General features: G+C 59.4%; 11 protein-coding genes. All 11 read left to right on the top strand.

Annotated features, from left to right (window positions below):
• Nucleotides 1-1,073 precede the first annotated feature (1,073 nt).
• Genes E4021_RS11060 through E4021_RS18585 form a run of 11 tightly spaced genes read left to right on the top strand, consistent with a single transcriptional unit; the run spans nucleotide 1,074 to nucleotide 13,990 of the window.
• Nucleotides 1,074-1,865: a polysaccharide biosynthesis/export family protein gene (locus E4021_RS11060; protein WP_136459384.1), complete on the top strand. Its 792-nt coding sequence runs from the start codon at nucleotides 1,074-1,076 to the stop codon at nucleotides 1,863-1,865.
• Nucleotides 1,866-1,893: 28 nt separating this feature from the next.
• The gene (locus tag E4021_RS11055) at nucleotides 1,894-4,251 is read left to right on the top strand and encodes a GumC family protein (protein WP_136459382.1); all 2,358 of its coding nucleotides are present in this window, start codon (nucleotides 1,894-1,896) and stop codon (nucleotides 4,249-4,251) included.
• Between the two features lie 25 nt (nucleotides 4,252-4,276).
• Nucleotides 4,277-5,581 (top strand): lipopolysaccharide biosynthesis protein, encoded by a 1,305-nt coding sequence (locus E4021_RS11050; RefSeq protein WP_136459380.1) that lies wholly within the window; start codon nucleotides 4,277-4,279, stop codon nucleotides 5,579-5,581.
• A 47-nt stretch (nucleotides 5,582-5,628) separates the two neighbouring features.
• Nucleotides 5,629-6,558, top strand: a complete 930-nt coding sequence (locus tag E4021_RS11045; RefSeq protein WP_136459378.1) for a hypothetical protein — start codon at nucleotides 5,629-5,631, stop codon at nucleotides 6,556-6,558.
• Nucleotides 6,559-6,560: 2 nt separating this feature from the next.
• Nucleotides 6,561-7,736 carry a glycosyltransferase family protein gene (locus E4021_RS11040; RefSeq protein ID WP_136459376.1) on the top strand — a complete coding sequence of 392 codons (1,176 nt, stop codon included), beginning with the start codon at nucleotides 6,561-6,563 and terminating at the stop codon, nucleotides 7,734-7,736.
• A 33-nt stretch (nucleotides 7,737-7,769) separates the two neighbouring features.
• The gene (locus tag E4021_RS11035) at nucleotides 7,770-9,020 is read left to right on the top strand and encodes a glycosyltransferase family 4 protein (protein WP_211097008.1); all 1,251 of its coding nucleotides are present in this window, start codon (nucleotides 7,770-7,772) and stop codon (nucleotides 9,018-9,020) included.
• Complete coding sequence (locus E4021_RS11030; RefSeq protein WP_136459372.1) at nucleotides 9,017-10,357, top strand: hypothetical protein; 1,341 nt, start codon at nucleotides 9,017-9,019, stop codon at nucleotides 10,355-10,357. Before E4021_RS11035 ends, E4021_RS11030 begins: the two co-directional genes overlap by 4 nt.
• On the top strand, nucleotides 10,347-11,360 hold the full coding sequence (locus E4021_RS11025) for a glycosyltransferase family 4 protein (protein WP_136459370.1): 1,014 nt from the start codon (nucleotides 10,347-10,349) through the stop codon (nucleotides 11,358-11,360). The genes E4021_RS11030 and E4021_RS11025 overlap by 11 nt, the downstream gene beginning before the upstream one ends.
• Nucleotides 11,357-12,499 (top strand): glycosyltransferase family 4 protein, encoded by a 1,143-nt coding sequence (locus tag E4021_RS11020; protein ID WP_136459368.1) that lies wholly within the window; start codon nucleotides 11,357-11,359, stop codon nucleotides 12,497-12,499. The genes E4021_RS11025 and E4021_RS11020 overlap by 4 nt, the downstream gene beginning before the upstream one ends.
• The gene (locus tag E4021_RS11015) at nucleotides 12,484-13,410 is read left to right on the top strand and encodes a glycosyltransferase family 2 protein (protein WP_168797565.1); all 927 of its coding nucleotides are present in this window, start codon (nucleotides 12,484-12,486) and stop codon (nucleotides 13,408-13,410) included. The genes E4021_RS11020 and E4021_RS11015 overlap by 16 nt, the downstream gene beginning before the upstream one ends.
• A 1-nt stretch (nucleotide 13,411) precedes the next feature.
• Nucleotides 13,412-13,990 (top strand): putative colanic acid biosynthesis acetyltransferase, encoded by a 579-nt coding sequence (locus E4021_RS18585; RefSeq protein WP_136459364.1) that lies wholly within the window; start codon nucleotides 13,412-13,414, stop codon nucleotides 13,988-13,990.
• Nucleotides 13,991-13,993 lie beyond the last annotated feature (3 nt).

Below are 13,993 nucleotides of genomic sequence, written 5' to 3'. Positions count from 1 at the left end.
GTGTGGGACGTTTATGGCAGGTGTACAAACCTGTTCGTGCTAAGACTTACGACAAAAAGCAAGGGGATAGTTTATGCGGACCGGGGGAAGGTGATGCAACCCGGTACCACATGGAAAGCAACAGTTAGGCGGCGGCGAAGGTAAGCTATAAAGCACCCGACACCCAACTTGCTTGTCATCATCATGCACAACAGACGACAAATGCGCCATTTGAGGAAATCTTTTTAAACCTTGCTTTCTGCCAAAGACGAACCCTGGCGAAACATACCATTACAGTCAGACTGCTCTTCCTTATCGGATATCAGCAGCTACTCTATAATCCTGTTGTTTACTCTAAAGTTACTTCCCACCCGGGAAAACGGAGAACTTTAACGTTTCGGTTTTATCGTGCACAGGGCTTTGTCAGCCATATTATCAAGCTATTCCGAGCGGCCGTGACCACGATGCCGGCTGCTTCGGTCTTGCCCCTTGCACCCGCGCCCGCGCCCCTTGCAGAAGCCCCGGTACTGCCTTAGTTTTGCGGCACCTTAATAAAGGACAACGCCAACGATAGCGGATTGCACGTTGGCCGGGTTGATCATGGATAAACGGTACCGGTTGTTGCATACGCTTGCCTTAACCAAATTGAAGATACACCTCCATGCATCACAGACGCGCAGCGGCGGCAGGGCGTAAGGCCACTACCTTTTTTTGCAGGGCCATCATACAAGAGTCCGGCTCCCGGTCGTTGTACGGACAGTCAAGGTTGATTACTTGTGTAAACGCTTGCGCCTCCACACCATCTAGCAAGGCCGACGGAAGGTTCCCCGACCGTCCCGTACAGTTGCCAGGTTTACCGTCCGGGCCATGCCGAAATTCATTTACTGACGATCTTTTCCTTTGTACATGAGGAGATCACGGTCGTCTTGTTCACATAAAAACCCGCAAAAAGCCGGAAGACGTCACGGTCTTCCTTACGTATTGGCACGCTTGCTGCAACAGGCTGGACAAACCGGAATTGTGTCGCTTCGACGCATAGAGGCCGAAGGCGTGCCGATAATCCGCTAACTTCACCGACTACACTCATCACTACTATGCGCCTACCTCTTTTACCGTTGTTGACGATCGCCTACCTGATTACCAGCCTTACCGCCTGTGTTTCCTACAGCGAGCTGGTAAACTTTGACGACATCCGCGCGCCACAAGGGCAAACGAGGGAAATTGAAAATGCGCTGGACGTGAAGATTCAGGCCAAGGATCTTTTGCGGGTCGACGTAGAAAGCATCGACCCGGAAGCCGCCATGCCCTTCAACCAGGGGGCGGAAATGGCGGGTGTTTCCCAGGCCAGCAACCAGAATATCCAGCTTTTCCAGGGCTACCTGGTCGACGAGGACGGCTACATTGACATGCCCCTGCTGGGCCGGGTAAAGGCGGCGGGGCAGACCATCGAATCGCTGCAGTTTCTGATCCGGGGCAAGCTCAAGACCTATCTGCGGGACCCGGTCGTGAACGTCCGCTTCCTCAACTTCAAGGTTACGGTACTGGGGGAAGTATCCAACCCCGGCATCCTTAATATGGCCAACTCGCGGGTCACGATCCTGGAAGCCCTGGGTATGGCCGGCGACCTGACCGACTACGCCAACCGGTCTTCGGTGCTCATCGTACGCGAACAGGACGGGGAGCGCAGTTTCCAGCGGCTCAACTTGCAGACCGACGAAGTTTTCACTTCGGAGTATTACTACCTCAAACAAAACGACGTTATCTACGTAGAGCCCATCCGGGCACGGACGGCAACGGTATCGGATCCGGGACAGCGCGTTCTCGCGTATCTGGGGCCCATCCTTTCCGTCGTAACGCTCGTCATCGCACTCGCCAGCAGAAACTAGACAGAGCTGCGGCCCATATCCAAACGCTATGAAAAATTATCCTGACGAAGTAGCCCCCCAGAACTGGCGGACCGGAAGTCCGGGCCAGCAGGACTTCGCTCCGGCGGTGCAACTCGACTATGCCTCGCTGCTGAACCGGATGAAGCGGAACTGGTACTGGTTCGTCCTGGCCATTGCCGCCTGCGTCGGTGCCGCCTGGCTGCACCTCCGGTATACCACCCCTGTCTATCTGGCGCAGACGTCAATGCTCATCCAGGAACAGTCGGGCGGCCAGGCCGGCCTGTCCAAAGAAGTGATCTCCCAGCAACTGGGCTTCGAGAACACCTACGTGATCGACAACGAGATCTATATGCTCCGGTCGAAGTACCTGATGGAGCGGGTAGTCAACCTGCTGGGGCTCGACATCAGCTACATCCACCAGGGTGCCGTCAGAAACACCGAGATATACCAGCCCGAGAATTTCGGCCTGGTGCTGCTCGACACTACCAAGGCCACCCCCGATACCCCGGTGGAGTACGGAAGCGTGATGGTGCGTTTCGACAATCCCAGCACTTTCTCCCTGATCCGCTACGGAGGCGACACCACGAGCGTCAGCTACGGCGAGCCGTTTGAAATCGGCAACCGGCAATTTGCCATGACGATCTCCAGCGACGATCCACCCGAGGACAACACCTCCATTTACCAGGTCAACGTCATGAACCCGACCCGGGTAGCCCTGCAGTACAACAACTCGCTCAGCGTACAGCAGGTGGAGCGTTCGGGCGTAGTTACCCTTTACCTTTCCGACCCGATCCCGGATAAGGCCCGCGACATACTCGACGCGCTGGTCACGGTCTACGAGCAGCAGATCGTGGAACAGCAGAGCCAGACGGGCGGGCAGACCCTGAGCTTCCTTGAGGAACGCCTCGATTACGTCACCGATGAACTCTACGAAGTCGAAAGCAACGTAGCCAGTTTCAAGCGTAGCGCCAACCTGAGCGTGGATATCCAGACCCAGGGTGCCAACTACCTTGCGCAGATGAACGAGGCCGACGCGCAACTGGCCGAGTTGCAGGTCCGCCGGGACCTGATCATTGACATCCGCAACACCCTGACGGAGGGCGACGAGAATTTCGAGATGTTGCCCGTTTCCTCGGAGATCATTTCCGGCGTCCTCGCCCAACTGATCACGGAGTACAACGACCAGATCTTCCGACGCGACCAGCGCCTGGAGACCGTCACGCCTGATCACCCCATGGTGGCCACCTTCGACGAAAAGCTGGGCGACTTGAAACGCAGCATCCTGCGGAGTGTCAACTCCCTCTTGCGTGAGACGAACGAACGGGTATCCAAGATCGAGGAACGCATCCGTCCCTTGCAGGCGCAGATGACGCGCATCCCCGGCAACGAGCAACGGCTGCTGCAGATCATGCGCCAGCAGGAGATCAAGCAAAACCTCTTCATGTTCCTGCTCGAAAAACGGGAGGAGGCCGCCCTGTCGATCGCCGCCCAGGTGCCCAACACCCGGATCATCGACCGGGCATCCAGCACGTCCGCGCCGATCTCCCCGAACGAACCGGCCTTTTACCTGCTGGCCATCGGAATGGGCCTATTCATCCCCGGCAGCCTGATCTTCCTGCGGGAATTGCTCGGCACCACCATCGGAACGGAGCGGGAGATTATGAAGTACATGCCCTACCCCGTCGTGGGTCGCATCATCAAGAGTCCCGACCACGGAACGGTGATCGTTACCAAGACGAACCGGAACGGAGCGGCGGAAGCCTTCCGTCTGCTGCGCACCAACCTGGGCTTTTTGCTGCCCAGCGAGCAATCGTCGGTGATTCTGGTCACTTCGAGCGTGAGTGGGGAAGGAAAGAGTTTCATTGCCACCAACCTTTCCGCCGCCCTGGCCCTATCCAAAAAACGGGTAGTTGTGGTTGGGCTGGACATGCGTAAGCCCCGGCTGGCGGAGATGGTGACCGACGAAGCCGTTGACCACAAAGCCGTCGGATTGTCCAATTACCTCATCGGCAAGTCGTCCTACGAAGATATCATTCGCCCCACCTCGCAGGAGGGGCTGCACCTTATCACGAGTGGCCCCCTACCCCCCAACCCCGCCGAACTGCTGATGGAAGGCAGGATGACAAACCTCGTCCACCGGCTGCGACAGGAGTTCGACGTGGTCATCCTCGACGCGCCGCCCGTTGGCATTGTAACTGACGGACTTCTCATGAAAGATCTGGTCAACCTTACGCTATTCGTCGCCCGGATAAACGTGACGCCCAAAAAGAGCGCCGGCTACATCAACGAGATGGTCGAGGCCGGGAAACTGCCGCGGGTAAACCTGGTTATTAACGGAATTGATCCCAAGTCGTCCTACGGCTACGGTTACGGCTATTACGAATAGGTCCTTGTTGCAATCTTTTTCTAAAATGGCGGCGCGTGCTCCTCAGTTGGTCAAATGGGGCAAACTGGTAAGTGTAACGGGGGGCGCTCAGCTGCTTATTCAGGGTGTCGGATTCATTTGCGGCATCTTCATCATCCACGTGCTGTCCACGGAGCAGTACGCCTATTACACTCTGGCCAATACGATGCTGGGGACCATGACGGTGCTGGCCGACGGGGGCATCTCCACGGGGGTGATGTCGGAGGGCGGCAAGAACTGGCGGGACAAACCCGAGCTGGGCAAGATCCTGGCGACCGGCATGCACATGCGCCGGCAATTTGCCGTCGGCAGCTTGCTCGTATCGGTGCCCATACTCTACTACCTCTTGCAGGAGCAGGGGGTGGTGTGGTGGCAATCCATCCTGCTTATCCTGTGCCTCACGCCAACTTTCTGGGCGCAGTTGTCGGGTTCGCTCCTGCAGACCGTCCCGAAGCTCCACCAGGACATCAACGACCTGCTGAAGGTCAACGTGCAGATCAACGTGCTGCGGCTGCTGATCACCATTCCGAGCCTGCTCTTCTTCCCCTTCGCCGCCGTGGCGATTCTCGCCTCGGGGGCCAGTCAGGTGCGGGGCAACCTCCAGTTCCGCGAGTTGTCGCTCAGGAAGGCAGACTGGCAGACCGGGAGCAGCGAATATTACCGCAAGCGCATCCTGAAGACCGTAAAGCGGATTCTGCCAGGCAGTATCTACTATTGTGTATCCGGACAGATCACCGTCTGGCTGATCGCCATTTTCAGCACCACGGAAAGCATCGCCCAGATCGGCGCGCTTTCCCGGCTGATGATGCTGCTCACGCTGGTGCGGCTTTCAATAGACATGCTCATCGTACCGCGCTACGCGCGCCTGCCCCCGGATCGGCGGGTGATCATCCTGCGCTTCTTTCAGGTGCTCGGACTACTGCTGGTGCTTTCGGCTTTCATCGTCGGAGCGGTTTACCTGTTTCCCGATATCTTCCTCTGGATACTGGGTAGCAAGTACCAGGACCTCGAAACGGAGGTGGTGCTGATGACCCTGGGCAGCTGTTTGATGATGATTAGTGGGGTGGCCCACGTGATGTCGTCCTCCCGGGGAATTATCCCGAACCCCTACCTCTTCATCGCCGCGACGATCCTGACCCAGGTATTTGTCCTATACTTCCTAGTAGATTATACTACCCTCAGCGGGGTCATCCTTTTTTCGGTCTATTCGGCCATCCTGACGATCGCATACCGGATCGTCGACTTCCTGTACCGTACCCTGGTCCGCAACGAGGGGATGGAGGAGGAAGATCCGTCAACCGCCGCCGCCTGATTCTGTAAACCGTCGCACACAATACGCCCTACGACCATTCCGCCAGTATGAAGATAATGACCACCCTCGCCGAACGCGATTACTTTCTCGGCCTCGCTGCCCTGCTCAACTCCATGGCCCGCCACGGAACCTACGTTGACAAGGTGATCGTCGGCTACCGGGAAGCGTTGCCCGATTGGTTGCCGCCGCTGGCCTCTTCCCGTCACGGTCAGTCCTTCACCACCTCCGGCGGCGTCGAGGTAGAGCTTGTCGAACTCAACGGCAGCCTGCATATGGTACACGAGAAACCCAAATGGTTCCTGCACGTAACGGAAGTGCTGGCTCCGGAGGCTACCGAGTACTTCTTCTTCGATTCCGACATCGTGATCAATACCCGGATGGATTTCTTCGGCGAATGGGTGCAAGAGGGCGTAGCGATCTGCGGCGACGTCAACTTCGTGTTCAACCGCCGCCACCCGATCCGGCAAAAATGGGCGCGCATTGCCCGCGAAGGGGGCCGTACGATCACCAACGAACTCGACGACTACTACAACAGCGGATTTCTGGGCTGGACGCAGGAGACGAAGTCCTTCATCCAGGACTGGAACGACGCATTCGCCCTGCTGGCACCGCACAGCGGCAACATGAATGAATTCCGTGTGTACGACCGCACGGCCGTAGTGCTGAGCACCAACCAGGATTCCCTGAACCTGGCGATGATGACCACCGACCAGCCGCTATCCCTGATGGGCCCCGAAGCTATGGGCTTCATCTACGGACTGCGGTTGATGCACCACCCAATCGGCCCCAAACCCTGGACCCGCAACTTCACCCGTGAGTTCTTCAACGGAAAACCCCCGCGGGATTCCGACCTGATATTCTGGGAGAACGTCAACGGTTCAGAGTTGCAGCCGGTGCCGGACAGCAAGGTGCGCAAGATGCAACGGCTGTGCAAAACCCTGCGCTTCGGCGGCCGCTATTACAAGAGCCTCGGATAATCGTGTCTGATCGTATCCTTTTCCTCTGTGGTTCCCTCGTCCCCGGCAAGGACGGTGTCGGCGACTACGCCCGCAAAATGGCTGCCGAACTCATCGCCGGTGGTACCGGCGTGCGTCTGCTGGCCACCCACGACAAGGGGGTAGCGGAAACGACGGAAGAGGAGCAACGGGAGGGAACAGTGGCCGTACCCGTAGTGCGTATACCTTACGGTGCACCGCAGCAGGAACGAATCCGCCGGATCCAGGATAGCATTGATGGCTACCACCCCGGCTTGCTGAGTCTGCAATACGTGCCCTACTCTTTCAGTCCGTACGGCCTGCCCTTTTCCCTGATCCAACAACTGCGATCCCTGCGCTACCGCGGCCGGTGGCACGTGATGTTTCACGAACTCTGGATCAAGAACCAGGGTGTGCGAACGCCAAAGGATACAGTGGTGTCTGCCTTACAACGCTTGGCCGTCCTGGGCCTGACCAAGGTGCTACGGCCAGCGGTAATCCATACGCACATCCCATATTACCAGGCGCAGTTGAAGCAACTCGGGATCACCGCCCGGCCGCTGCCGCTGTTCGCCAACATTGCCCCGCAGGTGGGCACTGCCGGCCCTGACTCCGGCGGGGGGAGCTTCCGGCTGGGCTTTTTCAGTCAGTTCATCCCCGAGCGGGTGATCCCCTTCATCCGATCGCTCGATACCTGGCTCCGCACCACCGACGGCCGGAAGCTGGACATCCAATTGCTCGGTGGCGGAGCGGACCGAGTAGCGGAAACCCGGCGCATTTTGGCGGCCGAATTCCCGCAGGCGACGATAAATGCCTCGGGCTTCCTGTCCGCAGAAGCACTGAGTCGGGAGTTGAGCCGGCTGGACCTCGGCATCACCCCGGTCGATCACCACCTGATCGGCAAGAGCGGAACGGTGGCCGCTTTCCTGAACCACGGAATCCCGGTAGCCGCGCCCTACCGGACGGAGCATGCCCCGAGTTTCTTCACGCCCGGCCTGACGGCCGCCACCCTCGAAACCTTCAGTGAGACGGGCCTGTTGTCCGCCATGCGGGCCGCCGGTTCGCTCGACACCCATCCTATATCGCCGCAGGGCGTAGCCCGGTGTTTCCTGAACGACCTGTCGCTTTCACCGGCACATAATTTCATTTCCTCCAACAGTTCGCCCGGATCAGACTACTAGCACCGGTCTCAAGACCGGCTAAGAAGCCCCATTATGATAATTGTATCCCACCCCACCGGCAACGCCAACGTACGCGCCATCCTCGACGGGCTACGGGAAAGGAACCTGCTATTGCGGTTCCATACTTCGATTGCCAATTTTCCCGGTAACCTGTGGGACAAGATCGGCCAACTGCCCCCCTTGCACGAATTTGAACGCCGGCGGTTCCGGCCGGAGCTAAGGGCATACACCCGCCAGCACCCCTGGCTGGAGCTGGGCCGGCTGGCCGCGGGTCGGGCCGGGCTCCGATCGCTTACCGCCCACGAGACCGGCGTCTTCAGCGTCGACCACATTTACCACGCCCTGGATCGCCAGGTTGCGGCCGACGTAAGGCAAGCCGAGGAGGCTACCGCCGTTTACGCCTACGAAGACGGTGCACTGGAATCCTTCAAGGCGGCCAAAGCCCGCGGCCTCACCTGCGTGTACGACCTGCCGATCGCCTACTGGCAGACCCTGCGCGAACTCATCCGGGAAGAAGCCGAACGGCGGCCCGCCTGGGCCGACACCCTCGGGGGCGGCATCCGCGACAGCCAGCAGAAACTGGACCGCAAGACGGAGGAAATGGAACTGGCCGACGTGGTAGTGGGCCCCGGCTCCTTCGTAATGGACTCCCTGCCGGACTGGGCAACCCACAAAAGGCGGATCGTTTCCCCTTTCGGCTCCCCGGTTTCTCCCGCGGCACCCGCGCGCGCCGCCACCCCCTCCACTAACGGGAAACTCCGCGTCCTTTTTGTTGGCTCGATGGGGCAGCGCAAGGGGCTGGGCGACCTATTTGAGGCGATGAAACTGCTGAACAACCCCCAAGTAGAACTTGTAGTGCTCGGCAGTCTGCAGGCCCCCATGGAATTCTACCGCCAGGAATACCCTGACTTCACCTACGAGCCGACGCGCCCCCACGCCGGTGTACTCGAACTGATGGCCAGTTGCGACGTCTTCTGCCTGCCCAGCATCGTGGAGGGCCGTGCCCTGGTCATGCAAGAGGCGATGAGCCGCGGCCTGCCCGTGATCATCACCCCCAATACCGGCGGGGCCGACCTGGTCGTGCCGGACGAAACCGGTATCCTGGTTCCCATCCGCTCTCCGGCGGCCATTGCGGAGGCCATCCAGTGGTTCTGCGACCACCGCGACCAGTTGCCACGGATGTCGGAGGCCGCCCGCCGCCACGCCGCCGCCTACACCTGGCCGGCTTACGGGGGGACGGTAGCCCGCGAACTAGCTGATCTCTCACCCGCCACCGTATCGTGAACGCCGCCGTCCTGCAACGCCCCCTGGCTCCGCCCCCCGCGGCCGTCGAGCAACAGCACCGGCTGACGAAGCGGCTGATATGGCTGTACCTGTTGCTGCTGCTCTTTGAAGGAGCCCTGCGGAAATGGGTCCTGCCGGGTTTGCAGGCTCCCCTGCTGATCGTGCGCGATCCGGTGGCCCTGCTGATCATACTGCAGGCGGCCAACCGGCACGTGCGCATCCTGAACCCCTATACGCTGGTGATCTTCTTCACCACGATACTTTCATTTCTGATGACCTTCCTGAGCGGACACCAGAACCTCTACGTGGCCATCTACGGACTGCGGATCACGATCCTGCATTTTCCCCTGATCTTCATCATCGGGCAGGTCTTCTCCCGCCTCGACGTGGAACGCATGGGCAAGTTCCTGCTTTGGGTAGCCCCGTTCATGACGGTGCTGATCGCGCTGCAATTTTACAGTCCGCAGTCAGCGTGGGTCAACCGGGCCGTGGGCGGCGGCGAGGGCGGCGGCTTTGACGGTGCGATGGGTTACTTCCGCCCGCCGGGCACCTTTTCGTTTACCAACGGGACCACGCTGTTCTTCAGCCTTACGGCGGTGTTCGTCTTCTACTTCTGGCAGGCGACGCGGAAGGTCAACTTCCTCATCCTCCTGGCCGCCAGCGTGGGCATCATCGTCGCCATCCCGCTGGCCATCAGCCGGGGGTACCTGTTTCAGCTCATCATCACGGCGGTTTTCTTCGTGATGGGAAGCCTGGTGGGCGGGGGCCGCGCCGTGGGTCGTCTGGGCCTGGCCGCCGTAGCCCTCCCGATACTATTAATGATCCTGAGCGGTTTTGACTTCGTGCAGAACGGCATCACCGTATTTACCGACCGCTTTACCAAGGCCAGTCTCGCCGAGGGTGGCTTGGAAGGGACGCTAGGAGACCGCTTCATCGGCAGCATGATCGAGGCCGTGGGCGGCGCCGACGATCTGCCGTTCTGGGGGCAGGGCCTCGGCAAGGGTACCATCGTAGGGGCCACCCTGCTCACCGGATCGTCCGACACCTTCCTGGTGGCGGAGGGCGAGTGGGGTCGCGTCATCGGAGAGATGGGGCCACTGCTGGGCATCCTCACGATACTCACCCGGGTAGTCCTGGCCATTCATTTCCTGGTGCGCAGCGTGATCTACGTCTTCCGGCGGCAGCCCCTGCCCTGGTTGCTCACGAGCTTCGGATTGGTACAGATCATCACCGCCAACTGGTCGCAACCTACCGCCCTGGGGTTTGCGGTGGTCACGGGCGGCTTACTCATCGCCAGTTTCAACGAGCCGGCGGAAAATCGGGCTTATGCGGCTTAACCTGTTTTTCCGCAAGGCTTACCCCACCGCCTTCAGCATCGAGCGCCTGTTCGATCAGTTGTCGGAGGCATTCGTGCAGCGGGGCGTGTCGGTGCACCGTCTGGAACTCCCGGAATACAACAATACACTGGGCAACGTGCGCAGCAACAACCGTTGGGCGCGGACGCAGGTGCAGGGCTGTTCCCGCAAAGAGCCGTGCATCCACCACGTGACCGGCGACGTCAACTCCATCGTTTTCGCGCTGCGGGGGCCGTCGGTGATCACCATCCACGATTGCAACCCGCTGTTGCGGTATCCGCGGTGGCACCCCCGGTACTGGTTTTACCGCTGGATGATCTTTGAGGGCCCCGCGCGCAGGGCGGCGGCCGTGACGGTGATATCCGAAAAGACGCGGCGCGAGCTCGTGGAACTGACCAGTGTAAAGGAGGAGAAACTGCACGTGATCCCCAATTTCGTGGATCCGGCTTTTGTGCCCCGTGACCGACCGTTCAACACGGCACGTCCGACCATCCTGCAAATCGGGGTGAAACCCAACAAGAACCTCGCCCGCCTGGCCGAGGCCCTGGCCGGCGTTCCCTGTCGCCTTGAAATTATTGGCCAGCCCTCCGACGACGATCTCGCGGCCCTTGAAGCCCACAACATTGAATTCAACTGGGCCACCGGATTATCCGACGCTGAAGTGCGCCAACGCTATACGGAATGCGACCTACTGGCCTTCGTCTCGACCTACGAGGGATTCGGATTGCCGATCCTCGAAGCGCAGGTGACGGGGCGGCCGGTAGTGACCAGCAACCTCTCGCCGCACCGCGAAGTGGCGGGTCCCGGTGGAGCAGCCCTGGTAGACCCCTTCGAACCCGCCGCTATCCGGGAAGGTATATTGCAGGTGATCCGGCACCCAGAATACAGAAATCAGCTCATCGAACGCGGGCGGGAGAACGTTGTGGATTACCACATCGACTCCGTAGCCAACCGTTACCTTGACCTTTACTCCAGTTTGCTTTGAAGAAACTCAAGATCCTTTTTCCCGCCGGAAGTTTTTATCCGGCCCAGACGGGCGGACCCGACAATACCGTCTACTGGATCACGAAGGCCCTGACCCGCCGGGGGCATAAGCCGATCGTCTCAACCACGGACCGCGGGCAGGGACTGCCCATGCCCCGCGACCGGTGGCTGGATACCGACTACGGTACCATCATCTATACCCGGAATCCGCTGCACTACCTGCCCGTTAACCTGGTGTTTCGGGCCCTGCGTCAATTGAAGAAAGTGGATGTGCTCCACCTCTCGATGATCACCTATCCCGCCTCCCTGACCATGGCGGTGATCAATTCCTACTTCTACCGCAAGCCGATGCTCTGGTCTTCGCGGGGCGACCTCGACCCGCCCATGCTCCTGCGTTCCCCGAAAAAGAAGGCTACGATGATCAAGCTCATCAATTCGCTGGTGGACAAGGACCTGCTGTGGTTTCACTCCACCTGTGATGCCGAGACCCGCTACATCCGCGACAATTTCGGCGAGGACGCCAAGGTGGTACAGATCCCCAACTATATGGAACTGCCCGAGCGGATCGAGACCAACAAGGAAAAGTACTTCATGTACATCGGCCGCATCGACCCGAAGAAAGCGATCGAGAACCTCATCGAGGCCATGTCTAGATCCACGGCCTTTCTTTCAAGTGAATTTACCCTGAAAATTGTCGGTGATTATTACAACGATTACGGACGTTCACTCGTCAAACAGGTTGAGGACCTGGGGCTTACCCACAAGATCCGCTTCCTCGGCCACCGCGACGGACGCGAGAAGGAGGAGTTGCTGGCCGCGGCCTGGTTCACCTTCATGCCTTCCCACACGGAGAACTTCGGAATTGTGGTGATGGAGGGCCTGGCTCAGGGTACGCCGGCGGTAGCCTCCACCGGTACGCCCTGGGAGATCCTGGAAAAGCACGAAGCCGGCTACTGGATCCCGAACGACCCCGACAGTCTGCTGCGGACGATCGAACACATCCATACCCTTACCCCCGACCAAATGAAAATCATGAACAAGAACGCCCTGCGACTGGCCCGCGAAGAGTTCAGCATCCACGCCAATGTTGGCGAATGGGAAGCCGCCTACCAAAAAGTGATCTCATGCACCACCCGCTAACCATCGTTATCCTCACCTTCAATGAGGAAGCCAACATTGAGAATCTGCTGGACTCCCTGGCGGGGGTAAATGCCCCCATCTTCGTGGTGGATTCTTACTCCCAGGACCGCACCCTGGAGATTCTGGACCGGCGGGGTATTCCCTATACTCAGCACGCCTTCAAAAACTACGCCGCCCAGCGCAACTGGGCCCAAAGCAACCTCCCGTACGAAGGGGAATGGGTGCTGCACCTCGACGCCGGAGAGCGCCTTACCCCGGGAATGGTCACCTGGATCAACGAATCGTTCGATCCGGTGGACAAGACCGTCGACGGCTACATGTTTGCCCGTCGCGCCATCTTCCTCGGCCGCTGGATCAAGCACGGCGGCTACCACCCCATATACCACCTGCGCCTGTACCGCCGCCACCTGGGCCACTGCGAGAACAAGGTGTACGACCAGCACTTCGTCGTCGATGGCAATACCGCCAAGGCGGGCCGGGGCGCGGATCTTGAGGACGGCGTAATGAGCAGCCTGCGCGACTTTACCGTCAGCCACGCCCGCTGGGCGGTCTTCGAGGCCGTGGAGTCTATCCTTAGCGAAGAAGATCCCGGCGAAGTGAAGGCCCGGCTCACCGGCAACCCGATTGAGCGGAAGCGCTGGCTGAAGAGCAAGGTATTTCAGCGCTCCCCCCTTTTCTTGCGGAGTTTTCTGTACCTCTTCCACCGCTACATCATCAAACTGGGTTTCCTGGACGGCAAGGAGGGGCTCATCTTCCATTTCCTGCAAGGCTTCTGGTTCCGCTTCCTGGTGGATTCCACCATTTACGAGATCAAGCAGGAGATGAAGCACCGCCCACTGGAAGCCGTAGTGTGGGACAAGTACGGCCTGGACGTGAACGTCTTCCTGAACAAAGAACCCGCCGTAGTCTGATATGGAGGAGCGCTACCAGGACCTGAGTACCTTTGAATTGCCGGAGAACTTCCGGGGCCGCCCCGGCTGGGTCGTACAGTTGTGGTGGATCGTGGAGGCCTTGTTGTTCCGGCCTTCGCCCCAGTTCATGTACGGCTGGCGACGGTGGCTCTTGCGATCATTCGGAGCGACGGTCGGGCGGGGCGCAATCATACGCCCGACGGTGCGCACGCAGTTTCCCTGGAAGGTTTCCATTGGTGATTTTGCCTGGATCGGCGACGACGTCGTACTGTATAGTTTGGGGGCTATCCACATTGGACCCCATGCCGTTGTCTCTCAGAAGAGTTATCTTTGTACCGGTAGCCATGACCCTGAGAGCACAGCATTTGCTATCTACAGTCGACCTATTAGTATAGGTGCCGAGTGCTGGATAGCAACTGACGTTTACGTCGCCCCGGGGGTTACAATAGGTAGGGGCACCCTGGTCGGGGCCCGTTCCTCTGTATTCAAGGACCTACCGCCGGGCATGATCTGTATGGGATCTCCCGCCCGGGTGATAAGGAAAAGAGTTGCCGGCTCCCCCGCCGGCGGTTTGGTTTGAAAG

It is taken from the genome of Neolewinella litorea, assembly GCF_004803465.1.
In the GTDB taxonomy this organism is placed as follows: domain Bacteria; phylum Bacteroidota; class Bacteroidia; order Chitinophagales; family Saprospiraceae; genus Neolewinella; species Neolewinella litorea.
The sequence above is the reverse complement of the archived record's forward strand: the minus strand, read 5'-3'. Positions and strand labels throughout refer to the sequence as shown.

Excerpts from the sequence above, each read along its gene's own strand:
- E4021_RS11060 (WP_136459384.1), top strand. The coding sequence starts at position 1,074 with ATGCGCCTACCTCTTTTACCGTTGTTGACGATCGCCTACCTGATTACC.
- E4021_RS11055 (WP_136459382.1), top strand. The coding sequence starts at position 1,894 with ATGAAAAATTATCCTGACGAAGTAGCCCCCCAGAACTGGCGGACCGGA.
- E4021_RS11050 (WP_136459380.1), top strand. The coding sequence starts at position 4,277 with ATGGCGGCGCGTGCTCCTCAGTTGGTCAAATGGGGCAAACTGGTAAGT.
- E4021_RS11045 (WP_136459378.1), top strand. The coding sequence starts at position 5,629 with ATGAAGATAATGACCACCCTCGCCGAACGCGATTACTTTCTCGGCCTC.
- E4021_RS11035 (WP_211097008.1), top strand. The coding sequence starts at position 7,770 with ATGATAATTGTATCCCACCCCACCGGCAACGCCAACGTACGCGCCATC.
- E4021_RS11025 (WP_136459370.1), top strand. The coding sequence starts at position 10,347 with ATGCGGCTTAACCTGTTTTTCCGCAAGGCTTACCCCACCGCCTTCAGC.
- E4021_RS11015 (WP_168797565.1), top strand. The coding sequence starts at position 12,484 with ATGCACCACCCGCTAACCATCGTTATCCTCACCTTCAATGAGGAAGCC.
- E4021_RS18585 (WP_136459364.1), top strand. The coding sequence starts at position 13,412 with ATGGAGGAGCGCTACCAGGACCTGAGTACCTTTGAATTGCCGGAGAAC.